This is a genomic window from Novosphingobium nitrogenifigens DSM 19370 (genome assembly GCF_000192575.1).
In the GTDB taxonomy this organism is placed as follows: Bacteria; Pseudomonadota; Alphaproteobacteria; order Sphingomonadales; family Sphingomonadaceae; genus Novosphingobium; species Novosphingobium nitrogenifigens.
On the sequence record NZ_GL876935.1, the window covers coordinates 1 to 21,821 of the forward strand.

Below are 21,821 nucleotides of genomic sequence, written 5' to 3' on the forward strand. Positions count from 1 at the left end.
TGCGACAAGTTCCTCTTTCGCATACGGGGCCGAACCAAACTTGCCGGTCTGGTCGCGGTCCAGTCGGCTCTTGTGGCCCGTGGCATGGCCCAGCTCGTGCAGTGCCGTGCGAAACCAGTTGATGGGCTCGGGAAAGGCCGCCTGCGGTGGCACCTGGACCACATCATGGGTAGGCGAATAGAACGCTTCCCCGCCACCGATGCGGAAAGTTACCCCGCTGCCCTGGATCACGCGATCCGCACCGGCAATCGCCAGCTCGGGCGCAATCGGCGCCATAGGGATCACCATGTCCTCGGGCAGGTCCTCGCACTGGTCGAGGTTGAACACGGTAAAGCGCTTGAGAAAGGCCACCGTGCGCGCTTCGCGGGCTTCGTCCCTGGCCTTGGCGGCTTCCTCCCGTGGAGTGAAGCGATCGGCATAGCAGACCACCGTGCCCTTCTCGCCGCGCCGGACATGGCCTCCCGCTGCTTCGGCCTGGCGATAGGTCAGCCAGCGCTGCGAGGAAAAGCCCTGCTCGATGGCAGAGGTCCAGAGCATGAGAACATTGATCCCCGAATAGGTCCGGCCTGAACCGGCATTGTGGGGCAGCGTGCAGGGACAGCGGCTGGCGTCCCACGGCTGCACCCAGGGCAGGCGCCCTGCTTCGAGTTCGGCGATGATGCGGGAGGTCACCTCGGCATAGAGGGATTGGCGTTCGGTCGTGCTCATGGTCTCCAAGCTCCTTAAACCGCCATGGCCCGGCGCCGGGGTGGCGGGGGGCGGCAGGAGCGGACCAAGAGCCCCGCCAGCAGCGGCGGGGTGCATCCGGTAGGAGCGCAACGCAGTGGAGCACCCGGCCCCGCGCAGCGGGCCGGGTTGCACCCCGTCGCGGCGGGGCTACAGGGCCGTGACGCCCCCCGTCACCCTGGAGCCGAGGCAGACACCGCCGCGCACCCAAAGCGCGGCGACAATCGGAGGGCAGCCGAAAGCGGACCGACAGGACCGGGCAACAAGGCCGGGCCAAGCGTCAGCGATCGTACCGGCCATGCCGACGAGACGGCATCGCCGGCTCGGCTGCAGCGCAGCGGAAGGAGAGCGCGATCAGGTCGAGACGGCCTGAGACGCCAGCAGCAGCGACTATCAAAATTTATTTTTCGCGCGCAGGCGTCAGGTCGGTCACCCTGGCGTCAACACGGCCAAATTCGGCCATTGGCACTGTTTTTGGCACTCTTGACGGCGACCGCAGACCAGCAAATCTCACACTGAAGGAGCAAGACTGCCAACCACAGCACAGGAAGACCAAGCCATGACCGAACAGCCCCCGGACCGCATTCTGCGTCTCAATGCCGTGCTTGACCGCACCGGCCTGACCCGCGCGACCCTCTATCGCAAGATCCAGCAGGGCACGTTTCCCAGACAGGTACGCATCGCCACGCGCTGCGCCGGGTGGCGGGAATCCGCCATCAGCGACTGGATGCGCAATCCCATGTTCTGGAGCATTGAGGACGCCAAGCCAAGCATGCGTGATCAAGCCAATTTGACTGCCCCCACCCACCGACCATGAACTCTTGGCGACAAAACTTCACGCCGCGCCAGCGCAAGAGGGCGGATGAGTTCGATCGATGCCGTCCGTCCAGCGGTACGCACTTGCCGCTCGGCGTGGGTGGAAAGCCGCTATCTTCAGTTCATGCCCCTCTCTGTGCGGGGAACCGGACAATCTCGGCACCGTCACGCAGAGTGTCGAGATAATCCGACCACCATTGTGCCATTTCCACGCGTTCCTTCCAGTGTGTCCCGCGATGATAGGCAGCGCGGACCTTGTCGGAGTCGCCATGGGCCAGCGCGCGTTCGATGGCATCGACCGACCATTTGCCGGATTCGTTGAGAAGCGTACTAGCGGTCGCGCGAAAGCCATGCGCCGTCATCTCATCGCCGGTGAAGCCAAGACGACGCAGGCCGGCATTGACCGTATTTTCGCTCATGGGTCGTTCCGGCGAGCGGATAGACGGGAAAACATAGCCCGAGGGGCCGGTGATCACATGAGCCAGCCGCAGGATGCGCACCGACTGCTTGGACAGCGGAACGTGGTGAGGCCGTCGCATTTTCATCTTCTCGATCGGGATGGTCCACACCGCAGCCTCGAGATCAATCTCCGACCATTCGGCATGCCGCAGCTCACCGGGGCGCACGAAGACATGCGGCGAGAGCTGCATGGCCAGCTTGGTCAGTTCCTGACCCTCGTAACCTTCGATCGCGCGCAACAGTTCGCCGGTACGCTTCGGATCGATGATCGCGCCGTAATGCTTGGGCTGCGGCGCGGTCAGGGCGCCGCGAAGATCGCGAGTCGGATCGACCTGTAGCCGCGCCGTCGCCACCGCGTAGCGGAAGACGCGCCCGGTGAGTTGCAGCACCCGGCGGGCTGTCTCATAGTTGCCCTTGGCCTCGATGCGACGCAGCGCTTCAAGAATTTCCGGGGTGGTGATGTCGGCCACAGACAGACGCGTGATACCAAGCCCCAAGCGCGAAATGTAATAGCCACTCTTCTCGACGGTTGATTTCGACATACCTTCGCGCTCGCGTTTGGCGATGAACTCCTTGGCCACGTCGCCGAACGTGTTGCAGGCAGCCGCCTTGGCGCGATACTTGGCCAGCTGTTTTTCACGTGCGGGATCGAGACCTGCCGATAGCTGGGCGCGGGCCTGATCGCGACGCTTGCGCGCCTCGCTGAGCGAAATCGCTGGGTAGGACCCGATCGCCAGCTTCTTCTCGCGATCCTCGAAGCGATATTTCTGTCGCCAGAGTTTGCCGCCCGATGGCTCCACTTGGAGGTAGAGACCGCCTCCATCGCTCAGCTTGTAGGATTTGGGGCGGGGCTTGGCGTTCCTGATCGCAACATCGGTGAGCGGCATGGCGTGGGGGCCTTTTTCCAGGGGGCCTTCGCGCTGCCCCCAGAAAGGCCCCCAAATGGGTGAGCCGTGGTGACATCTGCGGAGACGCAGTGGACCTGACAAGACCGATTTTAGCCCGGATTTACTGGATTTTCAAGGATGTCGGGGGACGCTCTGGAGCGTTGTCCTGGTGGGCGGTGACGGGCTCGAACCGCCGAACCTCTCGGTGTAAACGAGAATACAGAAGCTAGAACGCTCCAATTCCGTCGACTGGCGGAAGAACGGAGCATGAAATTATGGCGAACAAAGCCATAGTTGCGGACCATTTGCTGACCAGCTTTTTTGTCCTGCTGAAGCCGCCAAAGTTTTTGAGAAAACAAAAAACCGCCGCGAGGGCTGGCACCCTCAGCAGCGGTCCGGTTGATAGCTTGACGGCGTATCGTTGCGGAAATTACGCGCTCACCGACACCCTGGCAAGCGCAATCCGCGCCGGCGGTGTCGAATGAGCGCCCGGGTAGGTTTCAGCGCCGATGGCGCCAGGCCCATCGGTGATGTCTTCGCATCTCTCCTCAATCGCGGTGCCCGGCGCCGAAAGGGCGCAGTCGTCCGTCGCGGTTCGGTGCTGCGTGGTTCTATGCGAGGCTTCTTCCGAGCCGTTGACCCGAAGAGCAAGGGGCTAACGCTGAAAGCTGCCAAGCGGTTCGACAAGCTCACGAAAACCAAGGGCAAGCGCAACGGTGCGTTGGGATACACAGGACTTTTGGTGCTCGAGGCCCTGTTCGATATCGTCGATTATCGCACGGGCCGATTGGAACCGTCCTACAAGTGGATCCACGAGCGGACCAAATTGAGCATCAGCGCGATTTCGGCGGCACTGAAGCGGCTGGCCTCCAATGGCTTTCTTAAAATCGTCCGTCGCTATGAACGGACCGATAACAATGAGGGTGGCCCGCCCGTCCGCCAAATCAGCAATGCCTATCGGATTGAGCTGCCGTTCGTTGCGGCCAAGACGCTGAGAACGCCGCCACCGGCACCTATACCTGATGACGAGGCTGCTCGCTGCGAAGAGGCGAGCGCCGAGTATGAGCGCATGATCTGTCAGCTGCCGGATTGGCAGCAGCCGATCGTGCGCGCGAACGTCGTCGATCAAAGTTTGGAGGCCGCTTTATGTCGGCTCGGCCGCCTCGTCTTTGCGGCTGATCGACCTGCGACATCCTGTGATTCTTCCCCGCAGTAAGGAACCTGTTCGGAGATTCATATGAACGGAGAAATTTCGCGAAGGGCGGGTGAACTGCGACCGACAGTCTGCACCCAACGCGGCGGCGGCGTTCGACGGCACCCGATTGCGATGAGCCGTGGACCTAACTCTGTCGTGGGCAGGCGTTCACAATCGCAAGCAGGTGAAACCGAGCGCAGCCATGCCCCAGTTTTCAACGTGTCCTTTCGATCGGAGCATGAAGAATGAAACCACCCCGTTTACCCCCGGCGTCGCCACGCACAGCAGGCATCCGGACTGAGCCACTATCGTTTGTCAGCCTGGCAGAGGACAGCCCGTGGGCGGGCCCCATCCTAGCCGGTAAGCCGAGCCTCGTCAGTTGGCGCACCATGCTGTCTTTGCTCTTGAGCGAGGTTCCAATTGAGCCTGTGGCAGAACGTCTGTGGCCGACCCTTCAGGTCATGGCTGAACAGGTGTTGGAGCGCCTCGTTGAAGCCGTCGCCGACGGAACCGTCGACATCCGTGAAACGACCTACTTTGATTGGCTTTCGGCATGGTGTCGGCAGTTCCAGCATTGGCATGATCCCATTCGGATGCTGATGGCCGAATACTGCAAAGGCGACGACGCTGCGACCGTCGCGCAGCACTTTCAGCGGTTCAACGGCCTAGCTTTCGCTGACTTTGTGATCGCGGCGATCTGTGCCCATGACGAGCGCTGCTTGTGGCAAGCCAGAATAATGGAGCAGACCCTGCCCGCGCCTTCATTGCCGTTGACCGTTCCGCGCCCGACGGGCGCCTCGGCCATGGATTGGGCCTGCCAGCAGCTTTACTCCGATCTCCAGGAACGAGCTCGGTTTGCGACGCGTCCGGCACGCCCGTCATACAACCTCCGAACATTAGTCAAGGACATCTATGCCGGTGAAGACGACCACATTTCGCCGACGCAGATCGTTCTGTGGGAGGATAAGTTGTGATCCTTCAGCAGACCATTCAGCCTATCGGCTGCCCCGTCCGCAGGATGCCAGATACGGCGCTGGGGGCCGTGAACCACGACATCGCAAAGCGGATCATGGGGAAGGAAGTGGGGGTACACTTCACGCTGCGTGGTGAGTGCCCGGCCAGTATCCAGAGGCGCGGAAATGCGGGGTTCTATCGCGTAGATAGCCCGAAACGTATGCGGCAAAAGCTCTGTCGGTTGTCGGCGCCGGCTAGATGCCCCGAATATAAGTTATATAGATCAGATTGTTATGATCTAGGCGGAGTGGCGCGGCGATGAGCAGTCAGGCCCCAAGCGCTACCGGCGCGATCAACGTCAAATACGGCGTCCCCATGGAATTAGCGATCAACGCCCTCGCCGCCCGTCAGGGCATGCACCGCAACGAATGGCTGCGTAGGGTGGCTCAGGAGGCGCTGGATGCTGATGAGCAAGGCAGGCCACTTTTCCAAAAAATTGAAGGCCCGCGCATCGATACCAGCCTCAATGTGCTGGCAGCGGATCTGCGCAGCGTATTGCTGGAATGGGACAGGGTTCAGCGCGAAAACGAACGCCGCGAAATGCACATGATCGGGCTGTGGACCGGTGGCGAGGAAGCCAATCGTCTGGCCTATGAGCGCCTGTCAGAGCGGATCCTCGGGGCGAACAAGTCCAGCTATGAACCCTTTGTTTGGAAGGTGCGCGAATTGCGCGCGGAGATGGAAGGCGTCAGTAGCAAATGCGCTGACACCATCGATGCCCGCCTCACTCCGCTTAAGGAAAGGCTCGAGCAGATCCACGCGCTGGCAAGCGAACCGCGGGTCAACAAATACATCGTGTTCAGCAAGGATTGGATGCTGGCGCGCTGGCCGCTGACGGTCGCGGTGGCATTGGTGATGTCGTGCGGCGTGCTTGCCGGCCTGATCGTGCCCGGATTTTCGGATCGCATGGCAGTCAGCCAGGCGGGGCATCTCATTACCAGCGCCGACCGCATGTGTCGCCTGATAGAACGGCAATACAATGCGGAAGACTGCAATGTCCCCTCGACCATCCGCAAACTCGGTCGCACCGATGGCATGAGCGGGGTGACGAAATGATCTCTTTCAAAGCCCTGCCATCGGCGGCGTCCACTGCGGAATACTTTTCCAAGGACAACTACTATACGCTCGGTCAAGCACAGGAACTCAGCGCCTGGACGGGACGCGCCGCCGAAGATCTCGGCCTTGCCGGGCGAGTCGACGAGAAGGTGTTCGCGGCCTTGCTCGAAGGCAAACTGCCGAACGGCGTCCAAATCGCGGCCTCACAAGGCAAGCACCGAGCCGGTGTCGATATCACCTTCGCGGCTTCAAAATCCGTCTCGTTGCTGGCGTTGATTGGCGGTGATGAGCGTATCGTTGTGGCCATGCAGGAGTCGGTTCAGGCAGCCCTGACCTGGGTCGAAAAGAACGTAATGGAAGCCAGGATCTGGGATCCGGTGCTGGGCGAGCAGGTGCCGGAAAAAACGGGTAATCTCGTTGCAGCCACCTTCCTGCACGATGTCAGCCGCAACAACGATCCGCAGTTACACGTCCACTCGATCGTCGCGAACGCCACGCGGGCATCGGACGGCAAATGGCGCGCGATGACGAACAAGGCCTTCTATGAAGCGCAACACATTATTAGCGCGGTGCAAAACGCCGAGCTTCGAACCCGGATCGAAGCCTTGGGCTATGAAACCACCCCCGCCAAAAACCCCATCGATGGCGCGTTCGAGGTCCAGGGCGTTTCTCGGGAGGTGGTAGAAGCGTTTTCAAGCCGTCGGCTGGAAATCCTTGCGGCCTTGGCGAAATCGGGGCGCGGCAGCGCTGCCGAGCGGCAGATCGTGACGCTCAATACCCGAAAAGACAAAGACCTCACACTCGACCCGGAACAGCGCAACCTGGGATGGCATGAGACCGCCCGGTCGCTCGGCTTCGACCCGGCGCCACTTATCAATCAAGCTCGCGAACGGGCCGGGCGCGATCAGACGGTCTGGACGCGGATTGTCGATGGGATACGTGGTATCGGTGCCAAGGGCATGGCCATCGCGGCTGCCATGGGCATCACGCCCGGAGATGGCGACCCGCTGGTGCCCGAGCGTTTGGGGCGACTTGATCCGGTCAGCTATGCTGCAGCACAAGCGGTGGCCTCGGCGGCAAGGGAATTGGGTGAGAACGAGGCAGCATTCAGCCGGCACGATCTGATCCGCACCGCGCTGGAGCGGCAAGGCCCCTTCACCGTCAGTCACATCGAAGCGCGGATCGATCAGTTGACGCGCGGCGGCCAGTTGATCGGCAGGGAGCAGATGCTGACCAGCGAGCAGGCGCTGGCCATGGAAAGCCGGGTGATCGATCTTGCGGAAGCAGGAAAAGGCGCGATCGAGCCGATTGCGACTGGCGTGCAGGTGGGCGCGCGGCTGCAGGCGGCGGCGCGCGAATTGGGCCTGCGTCGGCTCAATCCGGGCCAAGAGCGAGCCGGCGTTGCCATCCTGACCAGTCGTGATCGGGTTCATTTGATCCAAGGCGGTGCTGGGGTCGGCAAATCCGCCGCGCTGGCACCGGTTGCGGCCATTGCGCGGGCTGAAGGACATCAGGTGATCGCGCTGGCACATGTCGGTCGCATGGCCCGCGAGTTCGGTGCCAAGGTCAATGCCCCGGCCTCTACGGTCGATGGCTTCCTGCGAAAATATGAGCGGGTGATCGACGGCACGGCATATCCCGTGAAAATGGAGGCTGCCCGGCAGGCGTTGAGTGGAACGCTCATCATGGTCGATGAAGCGAGCCAGATCGGCACCGATCGCTTCGCCCGGCTGATCGAGCTGGCCAACAAGATGGAAGTCGCCGGCCTCGTCTTTGCCGGCGACAAGGGACAGCTGCCGGCGATCGAGCGCGGGCGCCCTTTCGCTGATCTCCAGCGCGAGGATGTTGCGCGCAGCGCCATCACCGAAAACCTGCGCGCCAAGACGCCGCAGATGCAGGCGATCAACAAGGCTATCGAAGAAGGCGATATTGCCGGTGCCTTCGAGGCGCTCCGCCCTACCACCAGCACCGTGCCGCTGGGCAAGGCTGCGGAAACTGCCGCCACCATGTGGGCCAATCTGCCCCGCGACGAGCGAGAACAGACCGTGCTGCTCGCCTCGGGCCGGGCAATGCGCACGGCGGGCAATGCCGCTACCCAGCGTGCCCTACTGGCGAAGGGAGAATTGGGCGTGGCAAAGGCCTCGCTCAAAGTGCTCGACCGCATCACCATTACCAAAGAGGGCGCGCGCCAGCTCAAGGGCTATCAGGATGGCCGCCTCGTCGAGTTCACCACCAACCTGCCCAAGGCTGGCTTTGCGCGGGGTGAAATCGGCGAAGTGGTCAATGTGGCCGACGGCAAGGTAGAACTGGTCATGGAGGGCGGGGAAGTCCGCAGCTTCGATCCCTCCCGCCTGCCGCGCAACCTCAAGCATGATGCGGTCACCATCTATGAGCAGAAGCAAATCACCATCCACGAGGGCGACCGCATCCGTTGGACGGCAAAGGACGAGGCGCGTGAACTGTTCAATGGCGACATGGCCCATGTGAAGCGGATTGATGGCGACAGCATCATCGTGCGCACCGCCAATGGCGATGAGCACCAACTGTTCGGCAAGGACCCGATGCGGGATCGGTTCGATCTGGCCTATGCGATCAACGTCCACATCGCCCAGGGCATCACCGCCAAGGCTGGCATCGTCATGATGAGTTCGCTGGAGCGGCTGCTGAACAGTTCGCGGGCCTTTGTGGTTGCCGCCACGCGCATTGCCGAGACCATCCACCTGGTGGTCGATGATCCCAACAAGGTCGAAAAGCAGGTCGAGCGCAACCCCGGTGACAAGACCAGCGCGCGCGAAGTCGCCAAGCCCACCTCCGAAACCGACAAGAAGGCCGAGAAGAAGGACTTCGAGAAAGAGCGGGATTACGCGAAGGAGCTGAAAAAGCACCTCGGCATCGACAAGATGACTGAAGCACGAAGCCGCGACTGGGACATGGGCTTGTGACGCCCACCTCCGGTGCATCCGCCAACATCAATCATTTAAACGCAAAACCCCACGTGTGCGCGTGTGCACATGTGGCCATGTGAGGACGTCCACATGCACACAATCGCCATTGTCAGCCAGAAGGGCGGCGCCGGAAAAACCACGCTCGCCATCAACCTTGCCGCCGCAGCCGAGCAGTCCGGCTTTACCGCGCTCGTCATCGATACCGACCCGCAGGCCACCGCCAGCCAGTGGTCGGCCTGGCGTCAAGGCCTGCCGCCCGAGGTGATCGACAGCGCCCCGCCGCGCATCGCCGCCAAGGTCGAGGCAGCCCGCGCGCAGGGTGCGCGCACGATCGTCATCGACACGCCGCCTCATGCCGATACCGCCGCTACGCGCGCAGTAGAGGTGGCCGATCTGGTGCTGATCCCGTGCCGCCCAAGCGCCTTCGATCTGGCCGCGATCAAGACGACGGTCCAACTGGTCAAGCTCTTGGGCAAGCAAGGCTGGGTGGTGTTCACCGCCGGCCCGTCCTTCGCGCCGCGCATGTATGAGGAGGCGACTGCGCTGATCAACAGCTTCGGGATCAACGTCTGCCCGCATATCCTGTCAGATCGCGCCGCCTATCGCCATGCCAGTGCTGCCGGAAAAACTGTGTTGGAGTTTGAACCCAATGGCCGCGCCGCGTGGGAGATCGCACAGTTGCACACGTGGACATGCGCACATGCGCTCATCACCACATGTGCCCAGGTGGGGAGTGCGGTGCGGTGAGCCGGTTTGCCAACCTCGCCGACAAGCCGGTAGTGCGCGCGCCGGATCAGCAACGCCCTGCGGAGCCGGCCGATCGCGTTGCTGCGGATCTCCCGCCAAGCCGGGTCGGGCGCAAGGTGATCTCCGGATATTTCAGCCCCCAGATGAGCCTCGCCCTGCACTTGTGCGCTCGGCGTGCTGGCGTCAGCCTGCAAGCGCTAATGGCCGAGGCGTTCAATGACGTACTGCGCAAATATGGCGAGAGCCCGGTGGGGGAATAGGCGACAGGATACCTGCCTTGCACCTGTCCACAATATCCCATATTATAAGGACGCAAAGGAGGCTCTCATGAATAAGCCTATGACGCTCAATGTGCGGGTGACCGGCGCGCTCAGCGATTTCGTCGCGGCCAATGTCGGTGCGAACGGTGATTATGAAAACGTCAGCGAGTATGTCCGCGATCTGATCCGCCGCGACAAGGAACGCGTCGAGGAGGAGGCATTCCAGCGCCTCAAGGCTGAACTGGGGCGGGCGTTCGCCGCGCCCGATGCCAGCTTTGCGCCGCTTGATGCCGATACCTTCCTTGCGGACCAACGCCGCGCATGAGCCGTCCTGCCTATTTGGTCTCAGCCATTGCTCGGCAGCGCCTCGACGAGATTTTCAGCTACACCCGTGAGCGTTGGGGCGACGAGCAGGCAGAGGTCTATGTCCGCGACCTGTTTGCCTATTTTGGGCGCATTGCGGCGCGTGAGGTCGTGTGGCGGTCCGTCCCTGTCGAATTCGGTGTCGAAGGTTTCTACGGGCGCTGTGGTCATCATTATGTCTACTGGCGCGAGCTCAAGGCAGGTCAGGTCGGCATAGTGACCATTCTGCACGAGCGAATGCACCAGATCAGCCGCTTTCGCGATGATGTGTTGCCCTAGTTTTGAATTTCGGCGCGCAGTGCTGATTGGCAGTACAAATCATCTGTAGTGTTAGATTGCCTGTGGCGCGATTACGCGCCCGGCGGCCCAATCAGGCAGAGCATCGAGGTAAGTCAACTCTTCGCGCAGAAGCGGATCGAAAATTTCGGGAAGTAAGCTGCGCAGCAACGCCCATTCGGGCGATTCTTCGTTGGCCTGATCCTCATCGCGATATTTTTGCAAATGCTCGGTCACTTTGGGTGTGAGTTGGACCCCTTTGCCGATGGCCTCGATCAGCCGCGTGAGTATGTCAGTGTAGCGTGAGAGCATACCGGTGCTGAGGTAAGTGTTCAGCATTCCTGATAAATTCTGATGGTCACTCGCGTAATTGCGGGGTTGGCCATTGGCCGTCGCTACAAGCGAGAAAGTGGCTGCGATCAGAAGGCTTGGTTTTCGTTCCAAGCTCTGCAGTGGTTTGTAGCGATCTTGCTGCCACGATTCGAGCGCTGCGAACCAGGGCCTTCGCCGTTTTGCTATGGCATCAAGCCGGGGGGCCACTATCATATCCATGTGGTAAGGCAGGCGTGAGCGTGGCAGGTTCAATTCATCGAACCGAACCAGCTCTGGTCTGCCAAGCGTGCCGTCTTCCTGACGAAGATAGCAGCTGAGCATCAGCGTCTTATTCTCGCGGGACGCCTTGACCGCCGGAGGGTCAAGGACAAAGGCGTTGCCGCGATGCCTTCGGATAATGTCGATGGTGTTCTGTTTAAGAGCAACCGACGTTTCCAGGCCGAAAAGTACCCAGAGAAGAGTGATGCCTTCGCGCTCATAATGCTTACAGCGCGAGGATATCTCTGTCTGAAACGAGCCCGACATCTGGAATTCGACCACGAAGATGCCGAAGTCCTTCCATATAACGTGAATGTCAGGATAGCGCCCATAGGTGTTTTCGGTCGGCGGTAGATATTCCGCGATGCTGTGGCTAACGTAGCGTGGGTCGAGCGCAGCCAGTTCCCCGATCAATTCGCACATGTTGCGGTGGAACGGCGATTCCTGCCTGCCCTGATATTGAGCGGCGCGTGCATCATCGGGCTTCATGTTCTTGCCATGATACCACGGGCAGGTAGGATCGCCGCCGACATAGTGCTGGAAGAGCGGACGGTTTACGCCCCGGGCTGGGGCGGATTGAATATAGACTGGGCTATTGCAGGCCATGCATCGCGCGGTAAGCCCATCCTGGCCGTTGCGCCGGTCAGAAATCCGATCTCGCAGCATTCCCCAGCTATCGTCTGGCATGTCGAGCAGTTCGGCAGCCGTCACCGCTCCAATCTTTTCAATGATCGCGGCCTCGACTTTCCGCTGGATTTTCCTTGCCATAGAAAATTATCCCGGTGAGCTAAGTGTATACTGCCTATTCCTTGTCACCGAAGATTGAGACCACATTTGACTGCTGCCGGAACTCGTCCTTGAGGACCGGCGCCGACCTACGGTCGCTGTTGCCAGAGAGCGTGCCTGGCTCCAGATCGGCCAACTCTTCAAGGTCAGAAACGGGAAGCGGAAGAGCTTTGAGAATCTGGCTCGCCGATTGCACACCTTCTTCTATCAACATTTCAAAACTGCGCCGGATAAGCTGCGGCTCTTCGACTTCAAGTTTGCCATCCAACGGCTCGCCTGTCCGCCAGCCCCTGCGATTGTAATTGATCCAAAGACGGCGAGCATCGTCGTCATCGATCAGATCCAGTTGCTTGCTGCGCATGATCATGGCGCCAACGGAAGCTCCCCAGCGCTCCTTCAGCGTCAGGAACCCGTCCAGTGACGGTGCGTAAAGCTCGCCCGTGAAATCGGCCTCCGGCAGAAGCATGGCAGACGCGATCTGATCGGCCTGCTTTTCGACCGCCTTGTAGAAGGCCCGATCATTCAACCGCCGTTGCGGAATGTTGGCATGGCAAACGAGGTGTACCAGCTCATGGAGAACGTCAAAACGCTGCCGACACGCGCTGGCCTTGTCACGCGACAAAACTACGAATGGAATGCCGAAGCGATCGGACCACTGGGAAAATGCGTCGAGCTTGTCGGCGCGCACATGGATCCTCGAAACGAGAATACCGTTGTTTTCCAGAAGCTCGACCGTGTCCGGCATTGGGCCAGGACGAATGTCCCAGAACTCCCGGATTTCCTGAGCCACTCGCTCGACGAAATCCGAACTGCCAAAGCTGTCTTCAGAAAATTCGATCCCCGGAATGTTCAGGGCAGGAAGCTCGAAAAAGGATGCGAGATAATCAACGAGTTCCTTCATCCATTCTAGGCGCACTTCAGCCCGGTCACGCGCAAGCGGCGGGGCCGATAGCCGGGCGCGCCAGAAAATCGGTCGTTCGTCGCGTTCCGGCGTAGGACGCAGGAAATAGTCGTGCGGAAATTTTAGAGTGGCGGCGAGGTTATGAACGACGTCCAGCTTGGGGCTCTGCCTGTCATTTTCATATTTGGAGATCGACTGCACGCTTACGCCAACCATATCAGCGAGGTCAGTAGCACTGATTCCCCGCGCCTTGCGCGCCTCGGTCAGACGCGCACCCACGAATCCTTGGGCGATGATGCTCATTTCTTTCCGTCCGTCCCAGTACCTTCATCATCCTCGGGCTTTTTCCAACGCAGCGAACGCTTCGGCGCACTTTTCTTGGGGGCTTCAGGATATGCCGCAAGAATCTCGGTGATGCTCAATTCGACAGCCCAAGCTTTGAAATCGCGAGCCGGTACGCAGAGCTGGATCTCTCCGAGCTTCTGATCGTCGGCATTGAACCGCCGACCGACCGGGTTATGGGCGATCACGCCATAGACATTCGGCATGATGAATGCACCGTCGGGCTCGTCGCCAAGGTCGAGGCGAGGCAGATCCATCGCGTTGGCAAGGCGTTCGCGGAACTTGGCAGGTTGCGGCATCGAGCCGATAGCTTGGACGTAGGATTGGGTCATTGCGACCTCGTCCTTGAAAACATAGGCATGGCGGCGATTATTCTGCACAATCAAGCTCATCGAATGCGACATGCCGTACTTGGTGGCGAGATCAATCAAAAGCTTTTCCATGCGGAAGTGGCGCCGCTGGAGCAGGTCGTCGATCTTCTGATCAGGCAGGACGTTACGGTCGGTCGCTACATCTGCGAACACATCCGCGTAAGTGATCTTCGACAATTCGCGCAGATCGAACCAGAACTGGGCCGGGGTATCCCGGATAATCATAGAGACTGTCGTTGCCCGAAGGCGTTCATAAGCGTCCATGCGAATCTGGCCCTTGATCATTTTTCCTGTAACGCATAAATCTCAATAAATCTTAAAGCGTCTGATGTCAAATAGCCGTGATGGGAACTGTGGACGGGCTATGCCCCACCATTCGCCGGAATCCGACGGTGGTATTGCAGGCGGGGCACCAGTTTTGAGCACGGCTCGCCAAAAAATACGGGGTACAGCGGATCGTTTCGTTCCGAGGCCCGCCCCATGCAGTCGCTCTCAGGATGCGGAATTTACAGTCGGCCTACCGCCAGCGAGGTGGCGGCCTTACAGGCCCTGGTTGAGGCTGGGCGCAATCAAGGCACCGCCAATACGGCGGCGCTTGAAAAGCTGCTCTCCAAGATCAAGATCGCCTTTGACAGTGCTGGCCGTCGCCGACTGGACAACGACCTTGCAGGTAGTGGCATCGAAGTGGTCGCGCAGGGTGGGCGCAAACATTGCCTCGGCGCATGGGAGGAGGGAATGCCCTGCCAAGGCAGTGCCTTCCAGACAATCCCCACATCATACTGAAACGGGGTGGCCGAATTGCGGCGATTGTCGACACGAAGTGGAAGCGGTTGGCCACTGCTGAACCTGGTGCCAAGAAAGGCGTACAACAAAGCGACGTCTACCAGATGATGGCCTATGCGCGAGTGTACTGGCCCCCTATGCACGACACAGATGATCCAGCGCGGTTGATGCTGCTTTATCCAAGCACACCTGGCGAGCCAGACGGACTGTTGCACAGTTTCGGCATTCATGGTGGGTACGAGCGCCTGTCGCTCGCGCGCATCGACATCGCCCCGCTAGCAGACAGTTCAAGCGAAACTGTTGAAGCGCGAGTAGCGCGGGTGTTGGGGCGGATGGCTCTGGATTTCATCGCACACCCAGAGCCATAAACGTCTCATCGAGTTTTCGAGGTGGGCAGCTTGGCAGATGTGGAACCGAGTTCGCCGGAAAAAATCGCAATTGAGATCAATCTTATGGCCTGGCGTTCCGCGCATCGATCAAGCTGCCAGCCCTCGTTTGCGCACCCTACCGCCTGCCAGATCGCGCTTGGCACCCTCAAACCTGCCGCTGAGAATGCTGACTTGCGCCCGCAGGCCCCGCAGCATCTCCACCTCCTCGGGATGGCGATCGAGCAACTCGATCAGCCCGATGGCGGCTTCACTGGGGGGCGTCGCTCCACTTTCGTATTTCTGGAAAGCACGGCGGCCACCACCGATGATGCGGCCAGCCTCTTCCTGGGTGAGTTTCAGCTTCTTGCGCACCGACTTGACCCGCGCCGCATAGGCGGCACGAAGTTCACCATAGGCTTCATCCAATGCCGTGAGGTCGGCCCCGGAATGAATGGAGTCGCTGTCGTCGTCGGGATACCACCCCGGCACCGCGACCGTGCGCGTCAAGGATCCAAAGGCCACGGCCTGTTCCCGCACGCCGCGCGTCAGCCGTTTACCGGTTTCCGGGTGGATACGGCTCTCGGTCATGGTCATGCCTCCTTGAACGACGTCAGCACAATATCGATCAGCGTCTCGCCGGCGAACTTCAGATAAAGCCAGAGCCCATCGAACGGGATGCGATAGCTGTCGTGCCAGACCTTCGAATTGGGAGGGGAGTGCGCCGTTTCCGACTTCACGAAATCACCCGGTTCGAGCGCCTGAACGACATCGACCACATCCTGCCGCGAATAACCCAGCGCCTGGGCATCACGCGTCGCCTTCAACGTGATTTCCAGGCTGTCCACATCACAAAACCGCGCCTGAACAGCCGCGAGATCGTGATGAGGTTTCCGCTTTACAGCCACAATATACACCTTGAGGGTTAATTTTCAAGCCTGCGCAGCTTACCCGATTGCAGCCTGAATCTGCTGCTTCACGTTCTTCCCATCGCGTTCCTTCTCGGCAAAGACATAGATGCCCTTGCCTTCGCTTGCCGCCTGCCAAAGCTCGCCAATGGCACGCTTTTCGCCCGAATCCGCGACCAGATGCTCGCCCTTGTACTCGACCACGAGCAGCCGCCCATCCTTCAGCTTCGCCACGAAGTCAGGGTATGTCCGACCACCGGCCAGCGGCAGCCAGAAAGCATCTGGATGCTTGGCGACATTGCGCACCCAAAATTCCACCTCGCCAATGCTGTCGAGCTGCTGGGCGGCCTTGAACTCGTCACCTTCCGCGCCGTCATCGCCCTTGCCATCGAAGCGTGGCACACGATCCCAACCCAGATAATGCTTGGCGAAGCGGTACTTGGTGCCCCGATAGCAGGGTACTCCGGCGAACATGCCGTCATGGAACCGGAAGCCATTGTCGAAGGACAGCTCAGGCTTGGCCTCGGGCGCAAACAGGCAGCGCTGGTATACGCCCTTGCGCACTTCCGCACGGATAGCCGCGATCTTCTCCCGCAGTTTGCGTGCGAGAATGAACCGGCAGCGCATCAGCGTCGCCAGCGGAATCGCGCGCGGCCCGGTCAGGAAGGCCACCACGTCGCTTAGCCACACAATCATGTCACCATGGCTGATCGCGCTGTCCGCTTGTCGCACCTGCTTGGCGAGCAAGTTGACCAAGCCGCCCACCGTCCAGCCATCCACGGGCACGTCGAGCATCAACTGATCGGACTGATCGCTATGACGCACCAGCAGATGGTCGCCATCGAGGTCGATCTCGAAGGCTTCTGAAGTGTCGCGCACATCGAATTCGGCCTTGGTCAACTGGGCCGAGTGGTCTGCCAGCGACCATTCGAAATACTCGGTCAGCACGTCGGTCTCGGCGAAAACCAGTTCGCCCTGCACCGCCGCCATCAGGCGGGGGACAACGAACTCCTCCCCCAGTTCTGCCGGTGATGCGCTGTGGGCGTGCTCCTTCTCGTGAGAGGCGATGGCTTCGCGCACCACGTTTGCCGCCTTTTCGGGCAGCGCGGCGAAAATCCGCTCCTTCTCGTCTTGGCGCAGAAAACCCGTCACGGTGATGACCGGCGACACGCCGGGCGCTGTCTCGATCTTCACCTTTTCGGGGGCCGCGGCCTTCACCGCTGCCAAAGCCTCCGCCGAAGCGTCCACCGTGATCTTTGCCGCAGGCTTGGGACGGCGACGCTCGCCCCATAGGCCTTCATCCAGCTCGCCCTGCTCATGCTCGATGTTCGCCTCGGCCTCGCTTTCCTCGAAGCCCATTTCCACGAGCCGGTCGCGCAGGGTGTTGGCCGCCTCGGCAAACGACTTCGACACCAGGTTGGCATAGGCCTTGTTCAACACCGCCGATTTACGCCGTTTGGCGTAGGGCATGCGCAACACGCGGCCCAGCAACTGCTCGGCGTCGGTCGAACTCTTGATGTTGGCGACCGAGCAGAAGACATAGGCAAACGAACAATCCCAGCCTTCCTTCAGCGCCTCGACCGTGATGACATATTCGATGGGGCAATCCGGCTTGAACAGGTCGATGCCATCGAGATCGCGCTGATCGCCGGTGGCGACAGCAATCGCCTTGGGATCGATATGATGCGTGTCGATCAGATGCTGGCGCAGCACGTCAACCGTCACCTCACGGTTCTTGTCCTCAGCCTGGAACAGCACGATCGGGCGGATGTAATTGGCTCGGTCCTTGACCGCCTCATCCGCCAGTTCGGCACGCTTCAGGATGGCGCCGGTCACCGCGCCCTCCCAGGTCTCATGCTCCTCAAGCCGCACCGGCAGCTTGATCATCTCGGCCTCTTTCAGCTCCAAAGCGCTGACCGAATGGAGAATGTTGCTCTTCTTGTGCGGCGTGGCGGTAAATTCCACGATGGCGCATGGGTTCACGCGCTCCTGCACTGTGCGCGACAGGCCGGTCACTGCCTTGTGCGCTTCATCCACGATCATCAGCGGTTGGCGCAGATGGCACAGGTTCGCAAAGCTGTAGCGAATATCGTCGGGATGCCCGCCCACCTTGGCCGCCACCTCTGGCCCCAGCGGCTCCAGCCCCGGCGCGCGCTTCGGCACTTCGCTGAACAGCGGCTCCAGTTCCTCATGGTGGGCATAGACCTTGCGCCCATCGGTGCTTTCCACCCGCAGCGTCTGCAAAGTGCCAACAACGATGCAGCAATTGCCCGCCAGATCATGCGGCCTGATCCGCGCGAAATCGCCAATGTCAAACACCCGCACCCGCCCACCGAACTGCGCATCGAGCGCCTGCCGATAGGGATGCCTTGGGTTGTTCAATGCGTCCGCCGTCTGGGTGCGGATCATGTTGGTGGGCACCAGCCACAGGACGAGCGGGAAATCCTTCTCGATCCAGGCATCCTTGGCCACGCCAATGGCATGCGCGCCCAGCAGCGTCTTGCCGCCGCCGGTGGGCAGGCGCAGGCAGACATAGGGCATTTCTTCCTGCCCCAGCAGCGGCTCATACTTGCCGCCATAGCTACGCAAACGCTTGGCCTGCTCCGGCTCCTGCGTGATCGCTTCATAGGCCGCCTTGGGGCCGCGCAGCCGGGCTTCCTCGAAAAACCGGCGCAGCGTGGCCAGCGTGTCGGTCTGATAGGTCTTGAGCTGCATCAACGGGCCCTCACGTCATAGGGGGTCTGCTTGAAGCTTAGCCCTTCGATTTTCAGCGTTTCTGGCGACAGGCGGCAGGCCTCGCCATAAACGGTGATTGGCCCGGTGAAATCGCCCGCCGCCGCGCGGATCATGCCCAGCGTCTTGCGCGTCAGCACGTTGCCGCCAGAAACGCTCTTGTCGCCCAGAATGCCGTTGTAGAGCAGCGCCAGCCCGCCACCATCATGGCTGCCCAGAAACGGACCGTTATGCGCTGCCGCCATCGGCTGCCCCGTTTCCGCGAACCATATATGCGCGGCCAGCGGTGTGAAGGCGATGCCGGGGTTAATCGCGCCGGTGTCGTCAAACACAGCCTCGCCAAGGCGATAGAAGGTAAAGCCGCCGCCACCCTTCCATCCAATGGCCTCGCTGATCCCGCCCTGTTCGCCGTCGATCACCTTGTGCAGGCGCGGTGCACAGTGGCTGACGGCATGATCGCCCATCTCGATGCCGATCCAGCTGCGGCCCATCTTATGCGCCACGGCTGCGGTGGTGCCGGAGCCGAGGAAGGAGTCGAGCACGAGATCGCCAGGGTTGGTGGCGATGTGAAGGATGCGTTCGAGCAGGCGCTCAGGCTTCGGTGTCCCAAAACTTACATCAGCCCCGAACAGCGCGTTGCATTCCTTTTTGCTCTCATCAGTGTGCCCCACTTCCGTATGGGGCCACCATGTCCATGGAACCAGTCCTTCGACCTCGGAGAGGTAACGGATAACACTTGGTTGAGCTTTGCCGTCTTTGCCCCAATAAATACGCCCACGCGCCTTGAATTTTTCAAATTCAGGCTCAACCATCGACCAGCAACGGCCCTCGGGCGGGCGATGTTCCGTCCCGTTCGGGGCCGTGATCACATACATCTGGTTGGGTCGAAAACCCTGGGCCGTCATCGGTAGTCCGCGCCAGCGTTTGGTCGGATCGGTTTCCTTAGGATTCTCGGGGTTTTTGTAAATTTTGGCCTGCTGCTCGTCGAGCGGAATCCGGTTACGGGAAGCCTTGAAGGCTTCTGGGGATTTAGCATAGACCATCAGGTATTCGTGGACATCACCGATCGCTTCGCGGTTCTCTCGCGAATAGCGCTTTTGCCACACATTCGAAGCAATGAAATTTCGCCGCCCGAACACCTCATCCATGATGACCTTGAGGTAATGCCCCTCATTGTCGTCGATGGAGACCCAGATGCTGCCATCCTCGGCCAGCAGTTCGCGCAGCAGCACCAGGCGCGGCCAGATCATCGCCAACCACTGGCTATGCTCCAGATTGTCGTCGTAATGCTCGAAGGCCGACCGCGTGTTGTAGGGCGGGTCGATATAGATACATTTCACCTGCCCCCGATAATAGGGCAGCAGGCTCTTCAACGCTTCCAAATTGTCGCCCTGGATGAGCATGTTGCCTGACGCCGCGTCGCCATAGGACAGCGCATCATCCCGCTCCAGCAGGCGATAAGCCACGGCATCCGCGCTCTTCACATCCTTCTCGCGCGTCAACCACGACAAAGTCGGCATCTAAATCCATCCCCCAAACCGGCAGAAAAACGCTGTCTAGCAGGGCATAGCGCAAACCGCGACTGCTTTGGGGCCGAAGAGCCAATGCTTCCCCTCAATTTTTCATCCGCCAGAGCAACGCCTTATGGCGCGGCGGACCGGCCCGGTATGGATCACCAAAAGGTCATATTGTGATCGATAGTATGCATCTCTGTAGATCACAGCATCGGATGCGATGGCTCGCTTGCAAGGGGGTCCCATGGCAATTGTTCGCCGCGATGCACTAGCGATCGCTATTTTTTCGCCAAATCATCGCATTGCCCCGGCTCGAGACCAGCCCTTTCTCGCGCATACTGGATCACCAATGCCCGCACTACCTCGGAACGAGCCTGGCGTTGCGATGGCGAGGGATTGACGTTGCTCAAACTCGGCACATCCCGATTCCGATAGAGCTGGGTCTGCGCCATCTTGTTGTAATGATTGGCAATGTACTGGACGACTTCCCCGCTGAAATCACCGTGCACGCCCATGTACGCGACCTCGGCATCCAAAATGTCGCCAACTTGATGAAAGCGATCTGCGCAAAACTGATTGATCGCGCGCTCCGCCCTCTCCGCTGGCGATGGCGACGGGTCCGCGACTACCCTCATGGGCTGTTCGGCGGCCAGAGCCACGTTTGGACCTGGCAACGTCAGGTTCAGTGCCGCAAGGCACAGATAAACATTGGGCTTCAACAACATGGGGCCTCCCAAAAGCGAATAGGAGGCGGCCCAGAGCCGGGTGTTGGAAACCCTGCACTGTCACAGGGCGCCGCCACTTTAGGCGCAAACCCTGGACATACGACGGCCACCCGGCCGAAACTGAAGTCTCGACCGGCGACAGTGATTTGAGGTTTCCACGCCTCACCCACGGGACTGACCGATGGGCTCGGACTGCTTAGCCGATCATGGAATCAGGGGGAAGAGAGGAAAGAGGGAGATGATTTTCCGAGCAAAAAAGCTCGGAAAGGAAAGAAGTTAGTGGCGCAGGTTATGGTGCGTTCGCCGCAGGTAAAGGCTGAGATCTCGCGTTGTGCCCAACTGGTTCAGAATTGTGCTGGCGATGCTAGTTACGTCGTTTACGCGATCCTTGACCCAATGCGGGAGGATCCCTCGTGCACGTATGCTGGCCTGCCGATCTACGTTGGCGAAACCCGGAATGTCGGGGGCCGGATCATGGAGCATTTTCGGACCGCGTGCAGTGAGATGGCCAAGGACACGGGCCGGGAACCCTACATTCGCCGGATGCTGGAAAGCGGCGTAGTGGCCCCCTTCGTTGTCCTACAAAGGCTCGAAAGCCGCATTGACTCGTTGGATGCGGAAATTCGCTGGTCCCAAGCCTTTCTGGCGAAGGGATACCCGCTCACAAATCTCTCCCCTGGCCAGCGCAAGGCAATGTCGGGCGAGAAAATCGAGAAAACCATCCGATACGTGCAGTGGGCAACGTCAATCAGCGACGCGATGGCAGATGGGTTGAGGATCGCGGCAAGCTGCCATTGGTGCGGTCGGGTAAGCATTTTCCAGCCGTCCGATTTCCTCGCCTATTTTAACCCTTGGCAGGCATTGCGGAACATTCGCGCCATGGCGGCACACTGCCATAGCTGCGGCACGCGATACGATCACACGCTCGTGCGCCGACATGAAACCGTTGTCGCCGTTGCGCCGCCAGATTCACTAGATTGGGAGCCCTGATCGTAGGCCTATGAATAGTCAGCACAAGGATGACATCACCTTTCCCGTTCGGGAAATTTCGGGCCTTA

The 21,821-nt window shown here is 60.3% G+C and carries 23 protein-coding genes and 1 tRNA gene; 13 read left to right on the forward strand and 11 right to left on the reverse strand.

Annotated features, from left to right (window positions below; translation table 11 throughout):
- Positions 1-708 (reverse strand): ArdC family protein (locus tag Y88_RS16215; protein ID WP_036500684.1); only part of this gene is annotated, 708 nt, incomplete at its 3' end.
- A gap of 577 nt (positions 709-1,285) precedes the next feature.
- Between Y88_RS16215 and Y88_RS16220 the strand changes: the two genes are divergently transcribed.
- Positions 1,286-1,543: a helix-turn-helix transcriptional regulator gene (locus tag Y88_RS16220; RefSeq protein ID WP_008071176.1), complete on the forward strand. Its 258-nt coding sequence runs from the start codon at positions 1,286-1,288 to the stop codon at positions 1,541-1,543.
- A gap of 121 nt (positions 1,544-1,664) precedes the next feature.
- On the opposite strand, the gene Y88_RS16225 is transcribed toward Y88_RS16220, so the two are convergent.
- Together Y88_RS16225 and Y88_RS16230 are read right to left on the reverse strand one after the other, a co-directional pair.
- Positions 1,665-2,888: a tyrosine-type recombinase/integrase gene (locus Y88_RS16225; protein WP_008071178.1), complete on the reverse strand. Its 1,224-nt coding sequence runs from the start codon at positions 2,886-2,888 to the stop codon at positions 1,665-1,667.
- Between the two features lie 167 nt (positions 2,889-3,055).
- Positions 3,056-3,128, reverse strand: a tRNA-OTHER gene (locus Y88_RS16230).
- 35 nt (positions 3,129-3,163) lie between these two features.
- Here Y88_RS16230 and Y88_RS16235 point away from each other — a divergent pair.
- The 9 genes from Y88_RS16235 to Y88_RS16275 all read left to right on the forward strand — a co-directional run bounded on the left by Y88_RS16235 (position 3,164) and on the right by Y88_RS16275 (position 10,747).
- Positions 3,164-3,373 carry a hypothetical protein gene (locus Y88_RS16235; protein WP_018076133.1) on the forward strand — a complete coding sequence of 70 codons (210 nt, stop codon included), beginning with the start codon at positions 3,164-3,166 and terminating at the stop codon, positions 3,371-3,373.
- On the forward strand, positions 3,370-4,104 hold the full coding sequence (locus tag Y88_RS16240; RefSeq protein ID WP_157132681.1) for an RNA replicase: 735 nt from the start codon (positions 3,370-3,372) through the stop codon (positions 4,102-4,104). The genes Y88_RS16235 and Y88_RS16240 overlap by 4 nt, the downstream gene beginning before the upstream one ends.
- A gap of 368 nt (positions 4,105-4,472) precedes the next feature.
- The gene (locus Y88_RS16245) at positions 4,473-5,057 is read left to right on the forward strand and encodes a hypothetical protein (protein ID WP_008071181.1); all 585 of its coding nucleotides are present in this window, start codon (positions 4,473-4,475) and stop codon (positions 5,055-5,057) included.
- Positions 5,058-5,355: 298 nt separating this feature from the next.
- Entirely contained in the window at positions 5,356-6,153 is a 798-nt protein-coding gene (locus Y88_RS16250; RefSeq protein WP_018076131.1) for a hypothetical protein, read from the forward strand.
- Positions 6,150-9,095, forward strand: a complete 2,946-nt coding sequence (mobF, locus tag Y88_RS16255; protein ID WP_008071185.1) for a MobF family relaxase — start codon at positions 6,150-6,152, stop codon at positions 9,093-9,095. The genes Y88_RS16250 and mobF overlap by 4 nt, the downstream gene beginning before the upstream one ends.
- A 93-nt stretch (positions 9,096-9,188) precedes the next feature.
- Positions 9,189-9,845 carry a ParA family partition ATPase gene (gene parA, locus Y88_RS16260; protein ID WP_008071187.1) on the forward strand — a complete coding sequence of 219 codons (657 nt, stop codon included), beginning with the start codon at positions 9,189-9,191 and terminating at the stop codon, positions 9,843-9,845.
- Positions 9,842-10,105, forward strand: coding sequence for a ribbon-helix-helix domain-containing protein (locus Y88_RS16265; protein WP_008071189.1), 264 nt, complete (start codon positions 9,842-9,844; stop codon positions 10,103-10,105). The genes parA and Y88_RS16265 overlap by 4 nt, the downstream gene beginning before the upstream one ends.
- Positions 10,106-10,184: 79 nt before the next feature.
- Entirely contained in the window at positions 10,185-10,430 is a 246-nt protein-coding gene (locus Y88_RS16270; protein WP_008071191.1) for a ribbon-helix-helix domain-containing protein, read from the forward strand.
- On the forward strand, positions 10,427-10,747 hold the full coding sequence (locus Y88_RS16275) for a type II toxin-antitoxin system RelE/ParE family toxin (protein WP_008071193.1): 321 nt from the start codon (positions 10,427-10,429) through the stop codon (positions 10,745-10,747). Before Y88_RS16270 ends, Y88_RS16275 begins: the two co-directional genes overlap by 4 nt.
- A gap of 51 nt (positions 10,748-10,798) precedes the next feature.
- Here Y88_RS16275 and Y88_RS16280 read toward each other — a convergent pair whose 3' ends face one another.
- The 3 genes from Y88_RS16280 to Y88_RS16290 are packed head-to-tail and all read right to left on the reverse strand — an operon-like array spanning position 10,799 to position 14,020.
- Positions 10,799-12,103 carry a competence protein CoiA family protein gene (locus Y88_RS16280; RefSeq protein WP_008071195.1) on the reverse strand — a complete coding sequence of 435 codons (1,305 nt, stop codon included), beginning with the start codon at positions 12,101-12,103 and terminating at the stop codon, positions 10,799-10,801.
- Between the two features lie 34 nt (positions 12,104-12,137).
- Positions 12,138-13,325 carry an XRE family transcriptional regulator gene (locus Y88_RS16285; protein WP_008071209.1) on the reverse strand — a complete coding sequence of 396 codons (1,188 nt, stop codon included), beginning with the start codon at positions 13,323-13,325 and terminating at the stop codon, positions 12,138-12,140.
- Positions 13,322-14,020: a hypothetical protein gene (locus Y88_RS16290; protein ID WP_008071210.1), complete on the reverse strand. Its 699-nt coding sequence runs from the start codon at positions 14,018-14,020 to the stop codon at positions 13,322-13,324. Before Y88_RS16290 ends, Y88_RS16285 begins: the two co-directional genes overlap by 4 nt.
- Before the next feature lie 195 nt (positions 14,021-14,215).
- On the opposite strand from Y88_RS16290, the gene Y88_RS19425 reads away from it, so the two are divergent.
- Both Y88_RS19425 and Y88_RS16295 read left to right on the forward strand, forming a co-directional pair.
- Complete coding sequence (locus Y88_RS19425) at positions 14,216-14,518, forward strand: hypothetical protein (protein WP_169333638.1); 303 nt, start codon at positions 14,216-14,218, stop codon at positions 14,516-14,518.
- Positions 14,458-14,886: a 5-methylcytosine restriction system specificity protein McrC gene (locus Y88_RS16295; RefSeq protein WP_018076129.1), complete on the forward strand. Its 429-nt coding sequence runs from the start codon at positions 14,458-14,460 to the stop codon at positions 14,884-14,886. Before Y88_RS19425 ends, Y88_RS16295 begins: the two co-directional genes overlap by 61 nt.
- A gap of 108 nt (positions 14,887-14,994) precedes the next feature.
- Here Y88_RS16295 and Y88_RS16300 read toward each other — a convergent pair whose 3' ends face one another.
- From Y88_RS16300 to Y88_RS16320, 5 genes are all read right to left on the reverse strand, one after another.
- Positions 14,995-15,474, reverse strand: coding sequence for a type II TA system antitoxin MqsA family protein (locus Y88_RS16300; protein ID WP_026167090.1), 480 nt, complete (start codon positions 15,472-15,474; stop codon positions 14,995-14,997).
- Between the two features lie 2 nt (positions 15,475-15,476).
- Entirely contained in the window at positions 15,477-15,791 is a 315-nt protein-coding gene (locus Y88_RS16305; protein WP_026167089.1) for a type II toxin-antitoxin system MqsR family toxin, read from the reverse strand.
- A gap of 39 nt (positions 15,792-15,830) precedes the next feature.
- Complete coding sequence (locus Y88_RS16310) at positions 15,831-18,506, reverse strand: DEAD/DEAH box helicase (RefSeq protein ID WP_008071218.1); 2,676 nt, start codon at positions 18,504-18,506, stop codon at positions 15,831-15,833.
- Positions 18,506-20,044: a site-specific DNA-methyltransferase gene (locus Y88_RS16315; RefSeq protein WP_008071219.1), complete on the reverse strand. Its 1,539-nt coding sequence runs from the start codon at positions 20,042-20,044 to the stop codon at positions 18,506-18,508. Before Y88_RS16315 ends, Y88_RS16310 begins: the two co-directional genes overlap by 1 nt.
- A gap of 272 nt (positions 20,045-20,316) precedes the next feature.
- A complete protein-coding gene (locus Y88_RS16320) occupies positions 20,317-20,763 on the reverse strand; it encodes a hypothetical protein (protein ID WP_018076128.1) in 447 nt (148 codons plus the stop codon).
- 504 nt (positions 20,764-21,267) lie between these two features.
- On the opposite strand from Y88_RS16320, the gene Y88_RS16325 reads away from it, so the two are divergent.
- Positions 21,268-21,753 (forward strand): hypothetical protein, encoded by a 486-nt coding sequence (locus Y88_RS16325; protein WP_232281120.1) that lies wholly within the window; start codon positions 21,268-21,270, stop codon positions 21,751-21,753.
- Positions 21,754-21,821: the final 68 nt, after the last annotated feature.

Bases quoted from the DNA above. Each gene is read 5' to 3' on its own strand.
- Y88_RS16220 (WP_008071176.1), top strand. From the start codon at position 1,286: ATGACCGAACAGCCCCCGGACCGCATTCTGCGTCTCAATGCCGTGCTT.
- Y88_RS16225 (WP_008071178.1), bottom strand. From the start codon at position 2,888: ATGCCGCTCACCGATGTTGCGATCAGGAACGCCAAGCCCCGCCCCAAA.
- Y88_RS16235 (WP_018076133.1), top strand. From the start codon at position 3,164: ATGGCGAACAAAGCCATAGTTGCGGACCATTTGCTGACCAGCTTTTTT.
- Y88_RS16240 (WP_157132681.1), top strand. From the start codon at position 3,370: ATGAGCGCCCGGGTAGGTTTCAGCGCCGATGGCGCCAGGCCCATCGGT.
- Y88_RS16245 (WP_008071181.1), top strand. From the start codon at position 4,473: ATGCTGTCTTTGCTCTTGAGCGAGGTTCCAATTGAGCCTGTGGCAGAA.
- Y88_RS16250 (WP_018076131.1), top strand. From the start codon at position 5,356: ATGAGCAGTCAGGCCCCAAGCGCTACCGGCGCGATCAACGTCAAATAC.
- mobF (WP_008071185.1), top strand. From the start codon at position 6,150: ATGATCTCTTTCAAAGCCCTGCCATCGGCGGCGTCCACTGCGGAATAC.
- parA (WP_008071187.1), top strand. From the start codon at position 9,189: ATGCACACAATCGCCATTGTCAGCCAGAAGGGCGGCGCCGGAAAAACC.
- Y88_RS16270 (WP_008071191.1), top strand. From the start codon at position 10,185: ATGACGCTCAATGTGCGGGTGACCGGCGCGCTCAGCGATTTCGTCGCG.
- Y88_RS16275 (WP_008071193.1), top strand. From the start codon at position 10,427: ATGAGCCGTCCTGCCTATTTGGTCTCAGCCATTGCTCGGCAGCGCCTC.
- Y88_RS16280 (WP_008071195.1), bottom strand. From the start codon at position 12,103: ATGGCAAGGAAAATCCAGCGGAAAGTCGAGGCCGCGATCATTGAAAAG.
- Y88_RS16285 (WP_008071209.1), bottom strand. From the start codon at position 13,325: ATGAGCATCATCGCCCAAGGATTCGTGGGTGCGCGTCTGACCGAGGCG.
- Y88_RS16290 (WP_008071210.1), bottom strand. From the start codon at position 14,020: ATGATCAAGGGCCAGATTCGCATGGACGCTTATGAACGCCTTCGGGCA.
- Y88_RS19425 (WP_169333638.1), top strand. From the start codon at position 14,216: ATGCAGTCGCTCTCAGGATGCGGAATTTACAGTCGGCCTACCGCCAGC.
- Y88_RS16295 (WP_018076129.1), top strand. From the start codon at position 14,458: ATGGGAGGAGGGAATGCCCTGCCAAGGCAGTGCCTTCCAGACAATCCC.
- Y88_RS16300 (WP_026167090.1), bottom strand. From the start codon at position 15,474: ATGACCGAGAGCCGTATCCACCCGGAAACCGGTAAACGGCTGACGCGC.
- Y88_RS16310 (WP_008071218.1), bottom strand. From the start codon at position 18,506: ATGCAGCTCAAGACCTATCAGACCGACACGCTGGCCACGCTGCGCCGG.
- Y88_RS16315 (WP_008071219.1), bottom strand. From the start codon at position 20,044: ATGCCGACTTTGTCGTGGTTGACGCGCGAGAAGGATGTGAAGAGCGCG.
- Y88_RS16320 (WP_018076128.1), bottom strand. From the start codon at position 20,763: ATGTTGTTGAAGCCCAATGTTTATCTGTGCCTTGCGGCACTGAACCTG.
- Y88_RS16325 (WP_232281120.1), top strand. From the start codon at position 21,268: ATGGCCAAGGACACGGGCCGGGAACCCTACATTCGCCGGATGCTGGAA.